This is a genomic window from Enterobacter wuhouensis, assembly GCF_035835995.1.
Lineage (GTDB): Bacteria > Pseudomonadota > Gammaproteobacteria > Enterobacterales > Enterobacteriaceae > Enterobacter > Enterobacter wuhouensis.
In genome coordinates, this window is the sequence record NZ_CP142124.1 from 2979057 (window position 1) to 2999690 (window position 20634).

Annotated in this window: 16 protein-coding genes and 2 tRNA genes; 6 read left to right on the top strand and 12 right to left on the bottom strand. The window is 56.6% G+C overall.

All coding sequences use genetic code 11. The features are described from left to right. Nucleotides 1–14: 14 nt before the first annotated feature. A complete protein-coding gene (shiA, locus tag VPX56_RS14355; RefSeq protein WP_326467171.1) occupies nt 15–1331 on the bottom strand; it encodes a shikimate transporter in 1317 nt (438 codons plus the stop codon). Nucleotides 1332–1587: 256 nt separating this feature from the next. Between shiA and pagP the strand changes: the two genes are divergently transcribed. Continuing rightward, nucleotides 1588–2163, top strand: coding sequence for a lipid IV(A) palmitoyltransferase PagP (pagP, locus tag VPX56_RS14360; protein WP_263610208.1), 576 nt, complete (start codon nt 1588–1590; stop codon nt 2161–2163). Here the strand turns inward: pagP and VPX56_RS14365 are convergent. From VPX56_RS14365 to VPX56_RS14375, 3 genes are read right to left on the bottom strand one after another with little or no spacing between them, the layout of a single operon-like run. Next, a complete protein-coding gene (locus VPX56_RS14365) occupies nt 2160–3125 on the bottom strand; it encodes an acyltransferase (protein WP_326467175.1) in 966 nt (321 codons plus the stop codon). The two genes, pagP and VPX56_RS14365, sit on opposite strands and share 4 nt — an antisense overlap. Continuing rightward, nucleotides 3122–6184, bottom strand: a complete 3063-nt coding sequence (locus VPX56_RS14370) for an efflux RND transporter permease subunit (RefSeq protein WP_326467177.1) — start codon at nt 6182–6184, stop codon at nt 3122–3124. Before VPX56_RS14370 ends, VPX56_RS14365 begins: the two co-directional genes overlap by 4 nt. Beyond that, nucleotides 6184–7269 (bottom strand): efflux RND transporter periplasmic adaptor subunit, encoded by a 1086-nt coding sequence (locus VPX56_RS14375; RefSeq protein ID WP_326467179.1) that lies wholly within the window; start codon nt 7267–7269, stop codon nt 6184–6186. Before VPX56_RS14375 ends, VPX56_RS14370 begins: the two co-directional genes overlap by 1 nt. 395 nt (nt 7270–7664) lie before the next feature. Here VPX56_RS14375 and VPX56_RS14380 point away from each other — a divergent pair, with 395 nt between their 5' ends. The 3 genes from VPX56_RS14380 to ldtA all read left to right on the top strand — a co-directional run bounded on the left by VPX56_RS14380 (nt 7665) and on the right by ldtA (nt 11842). Next, complete coding sequence (locus VPX56_RS14380; RefSeq protein WP_263610204.1) at nt 7665–8096, top strand: universal stress protein; 432 nt, start codon at nt 7665–7667, stop codon at nt 8094–8096. Nucleotides 8097–8143: 47 nt separating this feature from the next. After that, nucleotides 8144–10837 (top strand): cation-transporting P-type ATPase, encoded by a 2694-nt coding sequence (locus VPX56_RS14385; RefSeq protein WP_326467182.1) that lies wholly within the window; start codon nt 8144–8146, stop codon nt 10835–10837. Between the two features lie 108 nt (nt 10838–10945). Further along, entirely contained in the window at nt 10946–11842 is an 897-nt protein-coding gene (ldtA, locus tag VPX56_RS14390; RefSeq protein WP_326467184.1) for a L,D-transpeptidase, read from the top strand. Between the two features lie 136 nt (nt 11843–11978). Here ldtA and VPX56_RS14395 read toward each other — a convergent pair. After that, nucleotides 11979–12054 (bottom strand) — tRNA-Asn (locus VPX56_RS14395). Nucleotides 12055–12157: 103 nt separating this feature from the next. Continuing rightward, nucleotides 12158–13612, bottom strand: a complete 1455-nt coding sequence (gene emmdR / locus VPX56_RS14400; RefSeq protein ID WP_131636024.1) for a multidrug efflux MATE transporter EmmdR — start codon at nt 13610–13612, stop codon at nt 12158–12160. 161 nt (nt 13613–13773) lie between these two features. Here emmdR and VPX56_RS14405 point away from each other — a divergent pair. Next, a tRNA-Asn gene (locus VPX56_RS14405) sits at nt 13774–13849 on the top strand. A gap of 167 nt (nt 13850–14016) precedes the next feature. Here the strand turns inward: VPX56_RS14405 and VPX56_RS14410 are convergent. From VPX56_RS14410 to dacD, 4 genes are all read right to left on the bottom strand, one after another. Beyond that, nucleotides 14017–14352, bottom strand: coding sequence for a DUF496 family protein (locus VPX56_RS14410; RefSeq protein WP_263610212.1), 336 nt, complete (start codon nt 14350–14352; stop codon nt 14017–14019). A 158-nt stretch (nt 14353–14510) separates the two neighbouring features. Then, the gene (locus tag VPX56_RS14415; RefSeq protein WP_326467189.1) at nt 14511–15569 is read right to left on the bottom strand and encodes an FUSC family protein; all 1059 of its coding nucleotides are present in this window, start codon (nt 15567–15569) and stop codon (nt 14511–14513) included. A gap of 91 nt (nt 15570–15660) precedes the next feature. Then, a complete protein-coding gene (sbmC, locus tag VPX56_RS14420) occupies nt 15661–16134 on the bottom strand; it encodes a DNA gyrase inhibitor SbmC (RefSeq protein ID WP_326467191.1) in 474 nt (157 codons plus the stop codon). Between the two features lie 118 nt (nt 16135–16252). Continuing rightward, nucleotides 16253–17419 carry a serine-type D-Ala-D-Ala carboxypeptidase DacD gene (gene dacD / locus VPX56_RS14425; RefSeq protein ID WP_131635090.1) on the bottom strand — a complete coding sequence of 389 codons (1167 nt, stop codon included), beginning with the start codon at nt 17417–17419 and terminating at the stop codon, nt 16253–16255. A gap of 210 nt (nt 17420–17629) precedes the next feature. Here dacD and sbcB point away from each other — a divergent pair, with 210 nt between their 5' ends. Next, the gene (gene sbcB, locus VPX56_RS14430) at nt 17630–19054 is read left to right on the top strand and encodes an exodeoxyribonuclease I (RefSeq protein ID WP_326467196.1); all 1425 of its coding nucleotides are present in this window, start codon (nt 17630–17632) and stop codon (nt 19052–19054) included. A 112-nt stretch (nt 19055–19166) separates the two neighbouring features. Here sbcB and VPX56_RS14435 read toward each other — a convergent pair whose 3' ends face one another. Further along, nucleotides 19167–20525: an APC family permease gene (locus tag VPX56_RS14435; protein WP_131635088.1), complete on the bottom strand. Its 1359-nt coding sequence runs from the start codon at nt 20523–20525 to the stop codon at nt 19167–19169. Beyond that, complete coding sequence (yoeI, locus tag VPX56_RS23040; protein WP_131635099.1) at nt 20515–20577, bottom strand: membrane protein YoeI; 63 nt, start codon at nt 20575–20577, stop codon at nt 20515–20517. Before yoeI ends, VPX56_RS14435 begins: the two co-directional genes overlap by 11 nt. Nucleotides 20578–20634 lie beyond the last annotated feature (57 nt).

Sequence of the window (20634 nt, forward strand, 5' to 3'; positions counted from 1 at the left end):
CAAAAGTGAGGAGATCAGGCGTGATGAGACTCTTTCATCAATAACGCCGTTGCGGCGGAAAGCAGGCAGCCCGCCAGCAGATAAATGGCCACGCTGTGCCAGTTTCCGCCGGAGAGGGTGACCAGCGCGGCGGCGATAAACGGCGTAAATCCGCCGCCGACCACGCTGGCAACCTGATAGCCCACGCCCGCGCCGCTGTAGCGGTAGCTGGCGCCAAACAGCTCGGTAAACATCGGCTGCTGGACGCACACCACCATGTCGTGGGCAATGTTGGCGAGCATAATCGCGAAGAAGACGATCCAGAAAATCGACTGCGCCTCCAGCGCCATAAAGAACGGCCAGGCGCTGAGCGTGCCGATCAGCGCGCCGGTGATGTAGACGCGGCGGCGGCCATAGCGGTCTGCCAGCCAGGCGAAGCAGGGGATGGTCAGACAGCTGATCCCGCCGACCAGCAGGCCAATGTTCAGGAAAAGCTCACGCGGTAAGCCGAGATTCTGCGTCGAATAGTTCAGCGCGAACGCGGTCACGATATACATCGTCAGCAGCTCGCACAGGCGCAGGGCAATGATTTTCAGAAAAGCGCCAGGATGCTGAACCAGCGCTTCCATCACCGGCAGTCGTTTTTTGGCGATCGGCTTTTCCTGCTGCTGTTTTTCGAATTCAGCGGACTCCTCCATGCCGTTGCGGATCCACAGCGCGGCGATAACCAGCACGATGCTGAAGATGAACGGGATGCGCCAGCCCCAGCTCAGGAACTGCGCGTCGGTGGTGAGCTGGCTAATCAGCGACACCAGGCCGGTAGAAAGCAACAGCCCCACGCCATAGCCGACCTGCACGCCGCTGCTGTAAAACGCTTTCTTGTTTTTCGGCGCGCTTTCGACGGACAGCAGCGCCGCGCCGCCCCATTCACCGCCCACGGCAAAGCCCTGGATGGCGCGCAGGGTGACCAGCAGGACCGGTGCCCACCAGCCAATCGTTGCGAACGAGGGCAAAATACCGATAAGCGCAGTCGCGATACCCATCATCCAGACGGTGAGCATCAGCATGCGCTTGCGCCCCAGGCGGTCGCCGAAGTGGCCGAAGATCACGCCGCCCAGCGGACGGAACAGAAAGCCAACGCCAAAGGTGGCAAACGCGGCAAGCGTGCCCATGGCGGGGCTGATTTGCGGAAAGAATTCGCGGTTAAACACCAGCGCGGCGGTGATGCCGTAGAGTAAAAAGTCATACCAGTCGACGACGGCGCCAGCAAAGCTGCCGAGGGCTGCGCGGCGGGCGCGGTTGAGCGAAGGTGTCTCCTCGTTAGGACGATCGGAGATGAGGGTGGAGTCCATAGTTGTCCTGTCTGTACTGATTTTTAATTATTGGTATAAGAAAAGGTCACTCACGTTGCGTCCGTCATATAAACGGAACGTATGAGACTACCGCGACAGAACGCTGGTGAAAACGTTTTTATCTTTCCGGAAGGCGCTGAATAAATAAATTTCATCTCCCCCTGCCTCAAGATAAATCAGTCTGTTTGGCTCCGGTTAGTGCTGAATGGATTACAGTAATAGATACCGCTGCGTGACTAAAGCTGAGGGAATATCTATGCAACGCATCTTTCCGGTACTCTGGGTTATTCTTTTTTTCATCGTTTCGCCACTTCATGCGGAAACCAAAGTGTATGGTGAACAACGCATTAGCGGCTGGTGGAATGCGCTGACGGATGATATCTCCCAAACCTGGGAAGAGCCTGAGCGTTACGATCTGTATCTGCCGTTCCTGAGCTGGCATGCCCGCTTTATGTACGACAAAGAAAAAACCGACAAATACAACGAAATGCCGTGGGGCGGCGGCCTGGGCGTGTCTCGTTACAACGACGAGGGCAACTGGAGCGCGCTGTTCGCCATGATGTTCAAAGATTCCCACAACGAGTGGCAGCCCGCGATGGGCTACGGCTGGGAAAAGGGCTGGTATCTGGATAGCGCGAAGGATTTCCGCCTGGGGCTGGGGGCCGCCGCGGGCATCACGGCACGCGACGACTTTGCGAACTACGTCCCGCTGCCGTTTATCTTCCCGCTGTTCTCTGCCGGGTATAAGCGCGTTACCGTCCAGTTCACCTATATTCCCGGCACCTACAATAACGGCAACGTGCTCTTTGCCTGGCTGCGCCTGGGCTTCTAAAGGGTGATCACCTTTTTCGCCACCGCGTTAGAGAGAACCAGCATGGAGAACAGGACCGAGGTGATGAACGTCAGCACGATCAGCGAGAGTTTTATGCCGAGGGAGGTCACCGGTATCAGCGCCGTCAGCAGGTGAAAAACCGAGTAGTGCATAATATACACGCCGGTCATCGTTTTGCTGATGGCGGCCAGAACCGACTCCTTGAATTCGGCGTTGCGGCGAAAGCGCACGCCGTTCGCCGCAATCACCAGGGCAATAATCAGAACGTAGATCTGCGAGCCGGTGAGGATAAAGGCGTTTCTGTCCGCCTTGAACAGCGCAAAGAAGAAGTGGCGCTCGTAGAACCAGGTGAAGAGATAGATAAACGGGATGGCGACAACCGCCGCCCTGACGACGTTCCTGCGGCTAATCCACTCGGTGATTTTCGGGTCGCAGAAGAGTTGCCCCGTCAGGTAAAACAGCAGCCACGTCCACAGCCGATACTGCGGTGACAGGGACAGGACGTGCGTTTCAGGATAGAGCGCCGATAGCAGGTCGTATCCGTAGGAAAAGAGCAGCAGGACGGCAATCGCCCCGCAGAACAGACTGCGCCGCTGGCTGAGCCACTCCACGACCGGGTGGAAGGTGTAAATCACCACGAAGGCGAACACGAACCAGGGCTGAATTAAATACCCGCGCTGATACGGCTCCCACAGGTAGTAGATCGTTATCCAGAACAGAAAAACAATCACCAGACTTTTAATTTTGCCCAGCTGCCAGCGGGTGCCGTGCCGGGATTGCCCGTCGAGGTAGCCCGCAACCACAAAAAACAGCGGCGTGGCGATGGTCGAGATAAAGGTTAAAAACCCCAGGATCCAGTGATAGTCATAATCATAACGATCCCAGGTGTTGTAGATGGTAAAGAAGGTCACCGCCGTCATACAGCCCAGCGTCTTGATAATGTTCAGCCCTGTCGCATTCATTGTTGTTTGGCTTCGTCCTTACGATGGAAACACGCATAAATTACGGGGAGTACCAGCAGCGTCAGGATTGTAGCAAACCCCAGTCCAAACATAATCACAACGGCCATGCTCTGGAAGAAAACGTCCAGCAGCAGCGGAGCCAGGCCCAGTACGGTAGTAAAGGCGGTGAGCAGGATAGGGCGCAGGCGCGAGGTGGCCGCGTACACGATCGCCTCGTGCTGATCTTTATTCCCCTTCTGCTGCTCAATCTCTTCCACCAGCACAATGCCGTTGCGGATCAGCATGCCGCTCAGGCTCAGCAGGCCAATCAGCGCCATAAAGCCGAACGGTATCCCGGTGATCAAGAAGCCGGGCGTGACGCCGATCAGCGCCAGCGGCACGGTCAGCCAGATGGCGACGGCGTTTTTCACCGAGCTGAACATCAGTACGGTGATGATGAACATCACCAGATACCCAATCGGCAGGGTGGTGAATACGCCCTGCTGCGCTTCGCTGGAATTTTCCGCGTCGCCTCCCCACTCGATGCTGTAGCCGTGGGGCAGGGTGAGGGCATCAACCTGTGGCTTCACCCGGGCGAGAATGTCCCCGGAGGTTTGCTGGCTCAGCGGATCGGGATCGGTCTGCACGGTCAGCACCCGCGAGCGGTCGCGGCGCAGAATAAGCGGATCTTCCCACTCCAGCGCGAAGCGGCTAACCACGTTACTGAGCGGAATATACTGCTGACGGGTTTGACTCCACACCAGCACGTTGTTGAGGTGATTGGCGTCCAGCCGTTCGATCTCTGGCGGTCGCACCACGACGGGCAGCAGGTCGCTCCCTTCCCGATACAGCCCCGCGCGACTGCCGGAGAAGTTCATCTCCAGCGCGTTGTCGACGTCCTGCTTATCCACGCCAAGCTCGCGGCCTAGCGCGGGAACATACTGCGGGCGGATGACTTTGCTGCGGTTTTGCCAGTCGTTTCTGACGCTGCCCGTGGCCGGGTCGCGGGTGAGAATATCGTCCACCTGGCTGGCAATCAGGCGCAGCCGGTCAGGATCGGGGCCTTTGATGCGCACCTCAATGGCGCTGTCGCCGGAGGGGCCAAACATCACGCGTTTGGTGCTGGCGTTGACCTGCGGATAGTTTCGCGCGATATACTCGTCCACGTGGCGCGTCAGGGCGGAGATGTTGCGCTGGTCGTCCATGCGCACCATGATCTGGGCGTAGTTGCCGTACTGCCGCTGCCCGCTGTAGGTCAGAATAAAGCGCATGCTCCCCTGACCAATGGTCGAGACGGTGGTTTCTACGCCCGGCTGGCCGTTAAGGGTTTTTTCGATATCGCCGGTCATTTTCTCGGTCCATTTAATATCGGTGCCGTAGGGTAGCCAGAGGTCGACGAAGAAAATCGGCGTGTTTGACGACGGGAAAAAGTTTTGCCGCACGGCGCCGAAGCCCCAGACGGACGCCGCCAGCAGAGCGGCCATCACCACCAGCGTTGGCGCTTTATGGTGCAGCAGCGCGTTGAGCAGGTGCTGGTAGAGGCGATAGAGACGTTTATCGTAAGGGTCTGACTCGTCGGCTTTTTCCGGCGCATTGTCGTTTTTGAACAACCACCACTTAATCAGCACCGGCGTGATGGTGAGCGCCGAGAACCAGCTCAGCAGGAGAGAAATCAGCAGCACCTGGAACAGCGATTTACAGTATTCCCCGGTGGAATCCTGCGACAGTCCGATAGGGGCAAAGGCCAGGATAGCAATCACCGTTGCCCCCAGCAGCGGCAGGGCGGAGCGCCGAATGATGTAGTTCACGGCGGTGAGCAGCGGCGACCCCTGCTGACGGGCAATCAGCACCCCTTCCACAATCACGATGGCGTTATCCACCAGCATGCTGAGGGCGATAATCAGCGCCCCCAGCGAAATGCGCTGCAGCTCGATGCCCCACAGATACATGATCAGCAGCGTGCCCAGCACGTTAAGCGCGAGGGAGAAGGCGATGATGATCCCGCTGCGCACGCCCATAAAGATCAGCAACACGCCAATGACAATCGCCAGCGCCATCAGGAAGTTAACGATAAACCCGTTAACGGAGTGGCCCACCTCGGCGGCCTGATCGTAAAACAGATCGATATGTATCCCCGCCGGTTTTTCCGCCGACATCTGGTTTAGCTTCGCCTCCAGCGCGTGGCCCACGTCGATCACGTTCACGCCGGGAATAAACGAGACGCCCATGGTAACGGCCTTTCTGCCGTTGGCGTGGTAGATGCTGGCAGGCGATTCGTTTAGCCCGCGCGACAGGGTCGCGATGTCGCGCAGCCGCGTGGCCGCGCCGGTGCCGGACGGCGTGATAACCAGGTCCGCCAGCTCATCGATGTTCTCAAACTCGCCCGTCGGGTGCAGGCGAATCGACTCCGTGCCGGAGGTAATGTTCCCGGCGCTGGAGACCACGTTCAGCCGGCCGAGCAGGGCGGAAAGCTGGTTCAGCGTAATACCGCGTGCGGCCATTTTGGTTAGCGAAACATCAATGTTGACCTGCTGGCCGATCGCGCCGCCAATCGCGACCTTACCGACGCCGGGCACCAGAATCAGCGCGCGCCGGAGCTGCTCCGCGTAACGCACCAGCTCCGGATTGCTGAATTCGTCCCCTGAAATGGCAAAGAAAAAGCCGAACACGTCGCCAAAATCATCGTTTACGAAGGGCGTGACGACGCCGGGCGGGAACTGGCGCGAGGCATCGCCCACGCGGCGGCGCAGTTCATCCCATATTTGCGGCAGTTCGTTCGAGTGATAGCGCGAGGCAATATTCACGGTGATCTGCGACAGCCCGTTGGAGGAGATGGAGCTGACGTTATCCAGATAGGGCAGCTGCTGTAGCGCATTCTCCAGCGGGAGCGTGACCTCTTCCTCAACCTGCTGCGCCGACGCGCCGGGATAGTGGGTGATGACAACTGCGGTTTTGATGGTAAAGGCCGGATCTTCCAGCCTGCCGATATTCAGCAGGGCGAAAATCCCCCCGACGCCCAGCAGCAGGATGGTCAGCCAGACGCGAATGGGGTTATTGATAAACTGGCGAGAGATGTCCATTACAGTCCCCGTTCACGCGTCCAGATACGCACCGGCTGGTTGGCGTGTAATTCCCCCACGCCCGCCGCCACCACGCGTTCGCCCGCCTTCAGCCCGCTCGTAATCGCCACGCCCTCCGCGCTCACTTGCCCCACGCTGACCTTACGGTCCTCAAGGTGAAGCGCGTCGCCTTCGCCCGCAACGACCCAGACGTGCGGCTCGTTGCGCGGGCTGTTGTCCGGGTTAAAGACCGCCTCAACCGGGACGACCAGCGCCTGTTCGCCCGCGCCAGCCGGGAGGTTGGTTAAGTTGATGGTAACCGTGCCGCTAACGCCGCCGACGGCGGGGAAATCGTCCGGGCGGGGCATGGTTAAAATCACCTGCCAGGTCAGCGTATTGCTGTCGCTGCTGCCCGAGTGCTCTTTGTAGACGGCGGTAAATTCCCGATCCGGCAGGGCGTTAATTCGCACTACGGGGCGATACTGCGCGTTGCGGATATCAAAGGTTTTAAACAGGTTTTCAGGAATGCTGAACACCACGTCAAGCAGGTCGGTACGGGTTAACGTCGCGATGGGCTGGCCGGCGGACACTACCTGATGATTGCGCACGTGCACGCTGGCCGCCGTCCCGCTGAAGGGGGCGACGAGCGTCATCTGGTTCAGCTCCTCGCGGGCTATCTGCAGCGCGGCATTTGCGGAATCGCGGTTTGCGCGCTGGACGTCCATCTCGGCTTTTGAAATGGCCTGACGTCCTGCCAGCGTCTGGAAACGATCGAACTGCCGCTGGGCCAGCGTCGCCGCCGTTTGTCGGTCGTTCACCCGCTGCTGCGCCTCACGCGCGTTTAATCTGGCAAGCTGCTGCCCCTGCTTAATGGCTGCGCCCTGGCGTATATCCAGCGCCTCAATTTGACCGGCGCGCTTGAAGGAAAGGTCCGTAGCATCGCCCGATTCTATCCGGGCGGGAAAGACGCGCTGCCGGGCATTCCCGGGGGCGACGACCTCCGCCACTTTGACCATTCGCGGCTGCGGGGGAGGCTGCTCGGTTTTGGGATCGCATGCCGTGAGCGTCAAAATAATAAAGGGTAAAAGAGAGACGTAGCGGTTCACTGTATTCCCCTAATAAATAACCGTTTTATTTATTCCGTAACAAGGGCAGGGGTGACGCTATTCTGCCAGAACAGTGACGACCATATAGGTAAATAAACCAATCGCCGTGCTGGCGATAATGGCAAGGGCAATAAACATACCCAGGCGAATCAGGCTTAAACCATACATACATTCCTCCATGAGGCGTAATCGGCGTCTGACTATGAGCATAGTTGGAGAAAAGATAAATGTTAAATAACCATTATCGGTGGGGACGCGCTAATCCTGATATTCCTGTGCTACGTTTAATATCATTCATCTCTTTTTCCCGTTCCTGGCATTAAGGGCAAGCCCCTGCATCTAATGCGTTTTTTGCTCCACTCACAATCATTTTGGTTATAAAAAGGATGCACGATATGTATAAAAACATTCTGGTTCCGGTGGATGTCTACGAGCCAAGCCTGGCCGATAAAGCTCTGCAGCATGCTCAGTTCCTGGCGCAAAGCGCATCGGGTGAGATTCACCTGCTGCACGTCATGCCCAAATTCTCAGCCGAGCTGACGCGGGGCTTTATTTCAGATGCGCGAAAGATGGATGAATATATGATTAATAATTCGAAAGAAAAACTCGCGGCGCTGGTTAAAAACCTCAACCTGTCGGAAGAACATATCCATTTGCACGTTCGCAGTGGGAATATTCGTGATGAGGTGATTAAGCTGGCGGATGAGCTTGCCGCCGGAGCGATTATTGTCGGCTCACGAAACCCGAATATTCAAACCCATTTATTAGGATCAGAGGCGGCGAGTATCGTTCGATACGCACATGTTCCTGTTTTCGTTATTCGTTAATTGCATGAAAGCAAGGTGATTTCTGAAAAGAAGCTGAGGAAGGAACGATGAAAACAGAAAAACCTGACCGTCCGTATTATCAACAAACCGTCGACGAAACCCTGGCAAATATCAGCTCCACGGCGGATGGGCTGAGCAGCGCTGAGGCCTCAGCCCGGCTCCAGCAATACGGTGACAACGCGTTACCGCAAAAAGCGGGCAAGCCTGCCTGGCTGCGCTTTTTAGCCCATTTTAACGACGTGCTGATTTACGTTCTGCTGGTGGCAGCGCTGCTCAAGCTGATTATGGGCCACTGGATCGATATGTTCGTCATCCTCGGGGTGGCCGTTATTAACGCCCTGATTGGTCACATTCAGGAGAGCAATGCGGAAAAATCGCTGCAAAGCATTCGCAATATGCTCTCCAGCGAAGCGGTGGTCGTCCGCCAGGGCAGCCATGAAACGGTAGCGACTACGGCGCTGGTGCCCGGCGATATCGTGGTGATCCGTGCCGGGGATCGTATCCCCGCCGACCTGCGCGTCATTGAGGCGCATAACCTGCGGGTCGAGGAGGCGATCCTGACCGGCGAATCCACCGTCGTTGAGAAAAATAGCGATGCGCTAAGCGGCGAGCTGCCTTTAGGCGATCGTTACAACCTGCTTTATTCGGGCACAACGGTCAGCTCCGGCGGGGGGAAAGGCGTGGTGGTCGCGACCGGCGGTGAGACGGAGCTGGGTCATATCAACCAGATGATGTCGGATATTGAGAAGCACCGTACGCCGCTGATGGTACAAATGGACAAGCTCGGCAAGACCATTTTTATCACCATTCTGATCATGATGGTGGCGCTGTTTGTCTTCAGCCTGATCTTCCGCGATATGCCGGTGTCCGAGCTGGTGCTGTCGCTGATCAGCCTGGCCGTTGCCGCGGTTCCGGAAGGGCTGCCGGCCATTATCTCCATCATCCTCTCGCTTGGCGTGCAGGCGATGGCGCGCCGCAAGGCCATCATTCGCAAGCTGCCCACGGTAGAAACGCTGGGCGCGATGACGGTCATCTGCTCGGATAAAACCGGCACCCTGACCATGAATGAAATGACGGTCAAAGCGGTGATTACCGCCGATACCACCTATCGCGTGGAGGGCGACAGCTACGAGCCGGTGGGAAATATTCACCCGATAGACGATCCTACGCCCGTCACCGTCGCTCCGGGTTCCGTGCTGGAACGCTACCTGCGTACGATTGACCTTTGTAACGACAGCCAGCTCATGAAGGACGATCGGGGGCTGTGGAAAATTACCGGTGGCCCAACCGAGGGCGCGCTGAAGGTGCTGGCGGCAAAAATCTCGCTGCCGCCACGCGATGTGGAGATGCGCGGTAAGATCCCGTTTGATTCGCAGTATAAATACATGTCCACGCTGTACCGCCTCGACGATGAAGAGGTGATTCTCATTACCGGCGCGCCGGACGTCCTGTTCCGCCTGTGTCAGCACCAGCAGACCGATGCCGGGCTGCAGCCGTTCGATCAGCCTTACTGGGAAGGGAAGATTGAAGAGTATGCCCGCGAGGGGCTACGCATGGTGGCGGCGGCCTGGAAGCCTGCCGGCGACGGCCAGCGCGAGCTGGACCATCCGGACCTGCAGGATGGTGCGATCATGCTCGGGATCGCCGGCATGATGGACCCGCCGCGTCCGGAAGCCATTGCCGCCATCGCCGACTGCCTGCAGGCTGGGATCCGCGTGAAGATGATCACCGGCGACCACCCGCAAACGGCCATGAGCATTGGGCAAATGCTGGGGATTGGTAACGCCGCAAGCGCCATCACCGGGCGCGAGCTGGAGGTGATGGACGACCATCAGCTTAGCGACGCCGCGCAAAAATACGATATCTTTGCGCGAACCAGTCCGGAAGATAAGTTCCGCCTGGTGCAGGCGCTGCAAAGCAAGCAGGAAGTGGTGGGGATGACCGGGGACGGCGTGAACGACGCGCCGGCGCTCAAGCGGGCGGATGTCGGCATCGCCATGGGGATCAAGGGAACCGAGGTCACCAAGGAAGCGGCCGATATGGTGCTAACGGACGACAACTTTGCCACCATCGCCAGCGCGGTACACGAGGGGCGACGGGTATACGACAACCTGAAAAAGACCATTTTGTTCATCATCCCCAGCAACATCGCCCAGGCTTTGCTGATCATTATTGCGCTACTGGCGGGGAACCTGATCCCGCTGACGCCGGTCCTGATCCTGTGGATGAACATGGCGACGTCGGCAACGCTCTCCTTTGGCCTGGCGTTTGAGGCAGGGGAAAAAGACATTATGAATCGCCCGCCGCGCAAGGCGAATCTGCACGTGATGGACGGTTTTGCCATCTGGCGCGTCGCGTTTGTCGGCCTGATGATAGCCATCAGCGCCTTTATACTGGAAGCCTGGCTGCAGCCGCGCGGTTATTCGCCGGAGTTTATCCGCACCGTGCTGCTGCAAACCCTGGTGACCGCTCAGTGGTTCTATATGCTGAACTGCCGCGTCACCGACGGCTTCTCCCTGAATAAAGGCCTGCTGGCGAATAAAGGGATCTGGATCGTGAGCGGCGTGCTGCTGGCGCTGCAGCTTCTGATTATCTACGCGCCGTTTATGCAAATGCTGTTTGGTACAGAGGCGCTGCCGTTCCGCTACTGGATCATCACCTTCCTGATTGGCTTTGCGATGTTCCTGATTGTCGAAGTGGAAAAACCGCTGACCCGCAGATGGCGTAAAACCGCTGCGTAATGCTCTCCGGACAAAGCCTGCTTAACCGCAGGCTTTTCTCTTTGTGAGACTTTCCTCAAGCTGGGTTATAGTTACTCTGTATATCTTCCGTTCAATGATAGGGAAATTATGCTTCGTCTACCTTTGCTCGCGCTGCTGCTTACCGCTGTCACCCACGGTGCGCAGGCGATGACTTATCCACTTCCGCCTGAAGGAAGTCGTCTGGTGGGGGCGCCAACCACCTTTACCGTGCCGGACGGCAATACCTTACCGCTTGAAGCCTTTGCCGCAAAATATGAGCTGGGGTTGAGCAATATGCTTGAGGCCAACCCGGGGGTCGATCCCTTTTTACCGAAATCAGGTACGCAACTGACCATCCCGCAGCAGCTGATTTTGCCTGATACGGTGCGTGAGGGGATTGTGGTTAACGTCGCAGAGATGCGGCTTTACTATTATCCGCCGGGCAGTAACACCGTTGAAGTGCTGCCTATCGGAATTGGGCAGGCCGGACGCGAAACGCCGCGCAATTGGGTTACGGCGGTAGAACGCAAGCAGATGGGGCCAACCTGGTCGCCGACGCCGAACACGCGTCGCGCGTATGCCGCCGAGGGCAAAACGCTGCCCGCGTTTGTGCCTGCCGGGCCGGATAACCCGATGGGGCTGTATGCCATCTATATTGGCAGGCTGTACGCCATTCACGGCACGAACTCGAATTTTGGCATTGGCCTGCGCGTGAGCCAGGGCTGCATTCGCCTGCGTAATAACGACATCAAGCACCTGTTTGATACCGTACCGGTAGGGACGCGCGTCCAGCTTATCGACAGGCCGGTTAAGACGACCACTGAACCCGACGGCAGCCGCTGGGTGGAAGTTCACGAGCCATTATCACGTAACCGCGCGGAATTTGAGTCAACCCGGAAAGTGCCTCTGCCCATTTCAGCCGCGCAGCGAACGCAGCTGATAAACGAGGGTGCGGAAGCTGAACTGGATCGGCGGTCGGGGATGCCGGTTAAGATAGGCATGTAAGGACATTTTGCCCGGTGGCGCTGCGCTAACCGGGCCTACTCGTCCCGTAGGTCGGGTAAGGCGAAGCCGCCACCCGACAATCCTACAGAATGCAGAAAAGCAAAAAGCCTGCTTTAAAAGCAGGCTTTTCTAAATGTGGCTCCTCTGACTGGACTCGAACCAGTGACATACGGATTAACAGTCCGCCGTTCTACCGACTGAACTACAGAGGAATCGTTTGAACGAGGCGCATATTATCGATGCTCATCGGTGATGTCAAAGGCAGAATGCAGATCGCCGATCGTTTGCCGATTTATTCTCCACTTCGCACATTTGTCAGGCAGCCTTTCGCGGATATTTCCATAGCCAGCGTCCACTCACCATACGCCAGTAGAACAACGCACCGCGCACCGCCCAGTCCAGGAACATCCCCAGCCAGACGCCGACCACGCCCATTCCCAGCATAATCCCCAGCGTGTAGCCCGCAACAACGCGGCAGCCCCACATGCCGAGCATAGATACCCACATCGCAAAGCGGGCATCGCGCGCCCCTTTCAGCCCGGCGGGCAATACCCATGAAGCCGCCCAAATCGGCATAAACGCGGCGTTGAGCCAAATCAGGATCTTGACCACCTCTTTAACATCGTCCTCGTGGGTATAGAACGAGGCCATTAGCCCGGCGAAGGGAGCCGTTCCCCAGGCAATCGCCGTGAGGCCAATGGTCGATAGCCAGAAGACATGGCGCAGCTGCCGTTCGGCCTGCCCTATCTGCCCTTTCCCTAACCGCTTCCCGGTGATGATGGTCGACGCCGAGCCGAGGGCGTTACCCGGTAGGTTAATGAGTGAGGCAATGGAGAAAGCGATAAAGTTACCGGCGATAACGTCGGTCCCCATCCCGGCGACAAACATCTGCGTGAGCAGCTTGCCGCCGTTAAACAGCACCGATTCAATGCTGGCCGGGATACCGATGCCCATCACCTCCCAGATAATGGCGAAGTTAAAGGGCCGAAAGTAACTTTTCAGCGTGAGACGCAGCGACGGCGTGATGCCCGTCATCAGCACGCCGATAATGGCCGCGGCGCCAATATAGCGAGAAATGGTCAGCCCCAGCCCGGCGCCGACGAAACCCAGTCCGTCCCAGGAAAACACGCCGTAAATCAGGATGCTGCTGATCATAATATTCAGGATGTTCATCCCGCCGTTGATCAGCAGCGGAATTTTGGTATTGCCCGCGCCGCGCAGCGCGCCGCTGCCAATTAACGCAATGGCAGCCGCCGGGTAGCTGAGCACCGTCATTTCCAGATAGGTCAGCGCCAGGCCTTTAACCTCGTTCGTCGCCTCGCCTGCGACGATATCAATGATCTCTTTTCCGTAGTAGTGGATCACCGCCGCCAGAATGATGGAGAACACCGTCATGATCATCAGCGACTGCCGCGCGGCTTCACGCGCGCGTTTGGGATCGAGCTTGCCCAGGCTGAAGGCAACCACCACCGTGGTACCCAGATCGATGGCGGCAAAGAAAGACATCACCACCATGTTAAAGCTGTCCGCCAGCCCGACTCCGGCCATCGCTTCTTTGCCCAGCCAGCTCACCAGAAACGTGCTCAGCACCCCCATCAGCAGAACGCAGGTGTTTTCCAGGAAGATAGGCACAGCGAGGGGGGTGATTTCACGCCAGAACAGAACACGATAGCTTTTACGTTTTGCATACCAGGGCGTGCGCATAATCGCCTGGCGGATCGGGGCGGTGACGTTCAAAATGGACCTTAGCGAGTAAAGTTGAAACTCCATTTCAAATGATGATGGAGAAATGCGTATCCTGCAAAGTATTTTCCACAAAAAGATGTTTGGAATTACAACAAACTGACGACAGAATCGGCAATCAATCGATTTTCCCTAAGATCAGGTTTGACAAAACTTTTTTCGCCGTTAATATGAGCCTCCACAACGATTCCTCTGTAGTTCAGTCGGTAGAACGGCGGACTGTTAATCCGTATGTCACTGGTTCGAGTCCAGTCAGAGGAGCCACATTTAGAAAAGCCTGCTTTTAAAGCAGGCTTTTTGCTTTTCTGCATTCTGTAGGATTGTCGGGTGGCGGCTGCGCCTTACCCGACCTACAAAACCTTTGAACCCTGCGCTCCGGGAAATAAAAAAGCTCTCTGGTGACAGAGAGCCTTTTTTTGCAATCGCTGCGATTACTCGCTTTTTGCTTCAGCGTTTTTGATTTCGCCCATCACCTTCAGCTTTTTGGAGATCTCACGACGCTCTTTGGAGATCTCTGCATTTTTGATGATGTAGTCATCCACACGGTCTTCGTAATCGCTTTTCATGCTGGCGATGATGCCCTGAATAGCTTCAACGCTCATGCCCGGCTTGATGTAGTCGCTCAGGTTGTCCAGCAGCAGAACACGTTTCTGGTTGTCACGGATCTTCTTCTCCACGTCCTGGATTTCACGCTGCAGTTTGTTTTTGCGGCGGAACAGGCGGACGAACTCCAGAACATCCTGGAACGAAGGCTTGGTAGTTTCCATTTTTACACCCCTGATAATGTGAGATTCGGATTCGTTAAAGCAACCGTTGTAACAGTAACCTTACTGACAGCGGCCGCGAATGACAATGAGTATATCGTTTAGTCCTATCATAACCCCAATCGCTGCTGAATCGAAGCAGCAGGCGTGACATACGCTTTTTATTTGCGCAGTGCCCGACAAATAAGATGCGATAACAGCTCCAGCTGTCGCGCCAGCTCCATGCTCAACCAGACGTACCCATGAATCGGCGTTTCTGCCACGTTATCGCTCTGCCGCTCATTGATCAGCTGTTTTAGCTCGGCAACGATCTCATTCAGACGCTCGCTGTTCGCCAGTATTGGCTGCGGGTTACCCTCGTAGAGCGCGTGGGCGATGGTCAACAGCGTTTGCTGCGTCATCTGCTGCGTCTCTTTGAGCGTATGCGCGTTGAGCATTAACAGATGGCTGGGACGAGAAGCCCAGTGGGCGTTAATCTGCAGCTCGAGCATGCAAACCAGGTTGCGGCTCACCGTCTGAATGGCCTCAAAGATCGCTTTCTGAATATGGGTTTCTTTACTGGCCGGGGTGATAAGGCCACGCATTTTGACGACGTCATTCAGGATCCTTTGCAGGTGCTTTTCCAGCCGCGGACGTTCAACCAGGTTAGGCGAAAATCCGGCCTGATAGACCCGGTTAAAGGCCGTGACGTAGTTCGCCATCTGAATGCGCCAGTGCAGGAACGCGCGCTGCGGCCAGATGCCGGTGAAGAGCATTGCCAGCAGTGAGCCAAGAATGACATCACTGCTTCGCCACAGCGCGGTCTTCATGTCGCCCGCAGGCGCGCCGACAACCACGGCAAGGGTGATGCCAATCAGCAGGGCCTGGTACGGCTTTTTCCCCAGCGCCAGCCAGCCGCACAGGAACATCGCTCCGGCGCACCACGCCAGCATCACCGGAAATGAGATCAGCTCCAGCTTCAGGGCAATCAGCCCCAGCGCGGAGCCTAAAACGGTACCGCCGATTCGCTCAAACGCGCGTGGGACAACGTTACCCCAGAAAGAGATGGGCCCCATGATGACCACCAGCGTGATCAGCGGCCAGGTTCCTTCCGGAATATCCAGCAGACGCACCAGAATAAACGTGAGGATAAATGCCAGCGCGATGCGGCACCCATGCACCACGCGGTAATGTTTATACAACCGAATTTCAAACGGTGTTAATGATTTGTCGGGACGCACACCCGCTCTCCAGCTACACGGCAAACCACAATTGTACTGTGTTTTCAGCCGGGTGGATCGCTCCCGGCTGAAAAACCTACTTTTGGCAGGGTTAACCCGCTTTGTGCTCTACCGCGACGTACATCTCGATATCCCAGTAACCATCAGCGTTGCCATCGTTGAGATAGCGCTCAAAGCAGGGTTTAGAGGCAATTTGGTGTTGGGTGTCCTGCAGAAGGGAATTAAAAAACTGGTACCACGGCGTGGCGAAGTCATGATTTTCTACGCGCGCCGTGGCGATAGCGTAATCGCCCGCAGCGATTTCAGTCATCATCACCCCTTCGCTATTCTCGGGAATGACAAAATCGTCAGGCACCGTTACCGCGGTATCACATCGCAGCTTTTCGGCCGGAACGTCATCGGGATTGTCGTAGTACACCGCCACCCACTCAAGCGGCTGAATGTGACGCCCGTCTACCCACATAGCCAGCTGTTCAAAGCCTTGCTTAACCGTGTGTTCCCATGGCCCCACCAGGTGAAAACCCGCGATCTTACGTTTCTGCTGCTGCTTGATGCTGTAGTCCATGCTGCCTCCGTTTATTACTGTGTATTTATACACTATAAAGTGGATTGAATATTATCGGCAAACGCGGAGTGTTTATTATGTGAGCAGACTCGCAGCCCCGCCAGTCTGCCCCAACAGGTTAGAGCTTATGGTGCAGATAATCACCGAGTCGGGAGAAAAGGCCGCCCTTATCAACGCTTTCAAGGGTAACCAGCGGCCAGTGGGCCACCACCTTGTCGCGGTCATACAGCTGAATTTCCCCTACCCGCTGGTGGGCGGCAATCGGCGCTTCCAGCTCTTTTTTATCCAGAACGTATTTTGCCTTGATGTTCGGTACTTCTGCCTTCGGTAAAGCCAGCCAGAAATCCTGATCGGTACCCAGTTCTACCTGCTCCTTATCGCCGTACCAGATACGCTCAGTACCAACCTTTTTACCGTTGTGGAGGATTTGGACCGTATCGAAGTTTTGCTGTCCCCAGTGCAGCAGCTTGCGCGCCTGATCTTCACGCCCTTTTGGGCTATCCGCCCCCATTACCACCGCAATCAGGCGGCGCTGACCGTCAACGGCTGAAGCAATCAGGTTAAAGCCCGCGCCGGAGGTATGCCCTGTTTTCAGCCCGTCCACGTTCATGGTTTTATCCCACAGCAGGCCGTTGCGGTTCTGCTGGGTAATTCCGTTCCAGGTGAGGCTCTTTTCGCTATACATATGGTAGAACTCAGGCTCACCGTGAATAATGGCCCGTGACAGTACGGCCAGATCGTAGGCGGAACTGTGTTGTCCAGGCGCGTCCAGACCGTGGACGGTTTCAAAGTGGGTATCGCGCAGGTGCAGCTTTTGCACGTAGTCGTTCATCATGTTCACGAACTGCGGCTGACCGCCCGCCACGTGGTCCGCCAGCGCGACGCAGGCGTCGTTGCCGGAGTCAACAATCAGCCCACGGCTCAGGTCACGCACCGAGACGCGATCGCCCTCTTTCAAAAACATCAGCGATGACCCGTCGAACACCGGGTTGCCTTTCGCCCACGCGTCCCGGCCTACGGTGACGATGTCATCTGGCGTAATTCGATGGCTATCAATGGCGCGGTCAACAACGTAGCCCGTCATCAGCTTGGTGAGGCTCGCCGGATTGCGCTGTTGATGTTCGTTGCCCGCCGTTAAGATCTGACCCGTGGTGTAATCCATTAGCACCCAGGAGCCCGCCTGGATGGCCGGTGGCTGCGGGGAAAAATCCAACGGTTCAGCAGCCAGCGCAGACGAAATACTCGAAGCGAGTAAAGAAACAGCAATAAACAGACGGCGTTTCAACGGTATATCCTCAGGTCATTAAAAATCGTTGACCTTTTTACGGGACTTCTGATGTTGTTACCTGTCTTAATTGCAAAAAAATGTGACAGAGCGCCAATTTTACTCTGAAAGCGCCTCGCAAATTTCATCCCCTACGGCGCTTTTTATTCGGCCTGCTCCTCACGATCGTTTACCATAGAGACGTCAATTTTTAACAGGATGGTATTACTGGTGTCTGAATCTGCCGCGCGCCCAACATTTTTGTTCCACGATTACGAAACCTTTGGCACCCACCCGGCGCTGGACCGCCCGGCGCAGTTCGCCGCCATCCGTACCGATGACGATTTCAACATCATAGGCGAGCCAGAGGTGTTCTACTGCAAGCCCGCCGATGACTACCTGCCGCAGCCCGGCGCGGTCATGGTGACGGGAATAACGCCTCAGGAAGCGCGGGACAAAGGGGTTAACGAGGCAGAGTTCGCCCGTCGCATCCACGATCTCTTTACCGTACCTAACACCTGCGTGGTGGGTTACAACAACATCCGTTTTGACGATGAAGTAACGCGCAATATCTTCTACCGCAACTTCTACGATCCCTATGCCTGGAGCTGGCAGAACCGCAATTCCCGCTGGGATTTGCTCGATATCATGCGCGCCTGCTATGCCCTGCGCCCTGAGGGCATTAACTGGCCGGAAAATGAGGAGGGGCTGACGAGCTTCAGGCTGGAACACCTGACGCGCGCCAACGGCATCGAACACAGCAACGCCCACGACGCGATGGCGGACGTCTATGCCACCATTGCGATGGCGAAGCTGGTGAAAACCGCGCAGCCGCGCCTGTTTGAATATTTGCTGAGCCACCGCAGCAAGCAGAAGCTCACGACCCTGATTGACGTGCCGCAGATGAAACCCCTCGTGCATATCTCCGGCATGTTCGGCGCATGGCGCGGCAATACCAGCTGGGTCGCCCCGCTGGCATGGCATCCGGACAACCGCAATGCGGTCATCATGGTCGATCTGGCCGGTGATATCTCGCCGCTGCTGGAACTTGACAGCGATGCGCTGCGCGAGCGGCTCTATACCCCCAAAAGTGAGCTTGGCGACCTGCCGGCCGTGCCGGTAAAGCTGGTGCATATCAACAAATGTCCGGTGCTGGCCCAGGCCAACACGCTGCGTCCCGAAGATGCCGACAGGCTGGGGATCAACCGACAGCACTGTCTGGATAACCTGAAGGTGCTGCGCGACCACCCGCAGGTGCGCGAGAAAGTGGTGGCTATCTTTGCGGAAGCCGAGCCGTTTGTGCCGTCTGAAAATGTCGATGCGCAGCTCTACAACGGCTTTTTCAGCGACGCCGACCGCGCGGCCATGAACATCGTTCTGCAAACCGAGCCGCGTAACCTACCGGCGCTGGATATCACCTTCGTGGATAAGCGCATCGACAAGCTGATATTTAACTATCGTGCGCGAAACTATCCCGGCACGCTGGATGAAGCAGAGCAGGAGCGCTGGCTGCAGCATCGACGCAACGTCTTTACGCCGGAGTTTCTTAATAGCTATGCACAGGAGCTGGAAATGCTCTATGGCCAGTATGAAGGGAACGCTGAGAAACAGGCGCTGTTGAAATCCCTGTTCCAGTACGCGCAAGAGATTGTTTGAATCGAGGGGTACAAAAAAGCCGGAGGCGATGTCTCCGGCTTTTTTTTGCCCGCTGGCGCGGGCTTACGGGTTTTGTAGGTCGGGTAAGGCGTAGCCGCCACCCGACACGGAATTACGCGACGTCTTCGTACTGAGGAACCGGGTTGCGGAAGCTTTTGGTTACGCAAGCCAGGTAAATCAGACCGATAGCACCCCAGATCAGACCCAGAACCATTGAGCTCTCTTCCAGGTTAATCCACAGCGCGCCAACCGTCAGGGCACCGCACACTGGCAGCACCAGATAGTTGAAGTGGTCTTTCAGCGTCTTGTTGCGCTTCTCGCGGATCCAGAACTGGGAGATCACGGAGAGGTTAACGAAGGTGAACGCCACCAGCGCACCGAAGTTAATCAGCGCGGTCGCCGTCACCAGGTCGAATTTAATCGCCAGCAGCGCAATGGCGCCAACCAGCAGCACGTTCCACGCCGGGGTACGCCATTTCGGATGAACGTAGCCAAAGAAGCGGGTTGGGAACACGCCGTCACGGCCCATGACGTACATCAGGCGAGAAACACCCGCGTGCGCCGCCATGCCGGACGCCAGTACGGTGACGCTTGAGAAGATCAGCACGCCCCACTGGAAGGTTTTACCCGCAACGTACAGCATGATTTCAGGCTGAGACGCGTCCGGATCTTTAAAGCGAGAGATATCCGGGAAGTACAGCTGCAGGAAGTAGGAGGCACCGATGAAGATCAGGCCGCCAATCAGCGCAGTCAGGAAAATCGCTTTCGGGATCACGCGCTCGGCGTCTTTAGTCTCTTCAGACAGAGAGGAGATGCCGTCGAAGCCCAGGAATGAGAAGCACAGGATCGTCGCACCGGTGATCATCGGCACTACGTGCGCGCCTTCGGACCAGAACGGACGGGTGCTGGTCAGCGTACCTGCGCCTTCACCATGCATCACGCCGTAAATGATCAGACCCACGATAACCGCAACGATACCCATCTGCAGAATAACAATCAGGGTGTTGAAGTTAGCCACGGTCTTGATGCTGCGCAGGTTAGAGATGGTCATAAAGGCCACCAGCGCCACAACGAAGATCCACGACGGTACGGAAGGTACCAGCGCTTCGAAGTAAATTTTTGCCAGCAGAATGTTGATCATCGGCATGAACAGGTAGTCCAGCAGAGATGACCAGCCCACCATAAAGCCAACCGCCGGGCTAATGGATTTCTGAGCATAGGTATAGGCAGAGCCAGCAGACGGGAAACGGCGAACCAGTTTACCGTAGCTCAGCGCTGTAAAGAGAATGGCGACCAGCGCAAAGGCGTACGCCGTTGCAACGTGACCGTCAGTAAGGCCTGATACGATACCGAATGTATCGAACAGCGTCATTGGTTGCATATAGGCAAGGCCCATCATAACAACCGGAATCAACGTAAGCGTTTTACGTAATTCCACGCGAGAGGTTTTTGGAGTTGCGTTATGCGACATGGTTAATCTCCTTTACGGTGATAACCGCCACGTAAGCGAATAATTGCCCCATTTCTTTCTTCCTCAGCGACAACAACTGTCGGATTTTAGTAAATATCTATCCGGTACG

Bases quoted from the DNA above. Each gene is read 5' to 3' on its own strand.
- ldtA (WP_326467184.1), top strand. From the start codon at position 10,946: ATGCTTCGTCTACCTTTGCTCGCGCTGCTGCTTACCGCTGTCACCCAC.
- VPX56_RS14435 (WP_131635088.1), bottom strand. From the start codon at position 20,525: ATGTCGCATAACGCAACTCCAAAAACCTCTCGCGTGGAATTACGTAAA.
- VPX56_RS14370 (WP_326467177.1), bottom strand. From the start codon at position 6,184: ATGGACATCTCTCGCCAGTTTATCAATAACCCCATTCGCGTCTGGCTG.
- VPX56_RS14410 (WP_263610212.1), bottom strand. From the start codon at position 14,352: ATGGAAACTACCAAGCCTTCGTTCCAGGATGTTCTGGAGTTCGTCCGC.
- sbmC (WP_326467191.1), bottom strand. From the start codon at position 16,134: ATGGACTACAGCATCAAGCAGCAGCAGAAACGTAAGATCGCGGGTTTT.
- pagP (WP_263610208.1), top strand. From the start codon at position 1,588: ATGCAACGCATCTTTCCGGTACTCTGGGTTATTCTTTTTTTCATCGTT.
- VPX56_RS14385 (WP_326467182.1), top strand. From the start codon at position 8,144: ATGAAAACAGAAAAACCTGACCGTCCGTATTATCAACAAACCGTCGAC.
- VPX56_RS14365 (WP_326467175.1), bottom strand. From the start codon at position 3,125: ATGAATGCGACAGGGCTGAACATTATCAAGACGCTGGGCTGTATGACG.
- VPX56_RS14380 (WP_263610204.1), top strand. From the start codon at position 7,665: ATGTATAAAAACATTCTGGTTCCGGTGGATGTCTACGAGCCAAGCCTG.
- emmdR (WP_131636024.1), bottom strand. From the start codon at position 13,612: ATGGAGTTTCAACTTTACTCGCTAAGGTCCATTTTGAACGTCACCGCC.
- shiA (WP_326467171.1), bottom strand. From the start codon at position 1,331: ATGGACTCCACCCTCATCTCCGATCGTCCTAACGAGGAGACACCTTCG.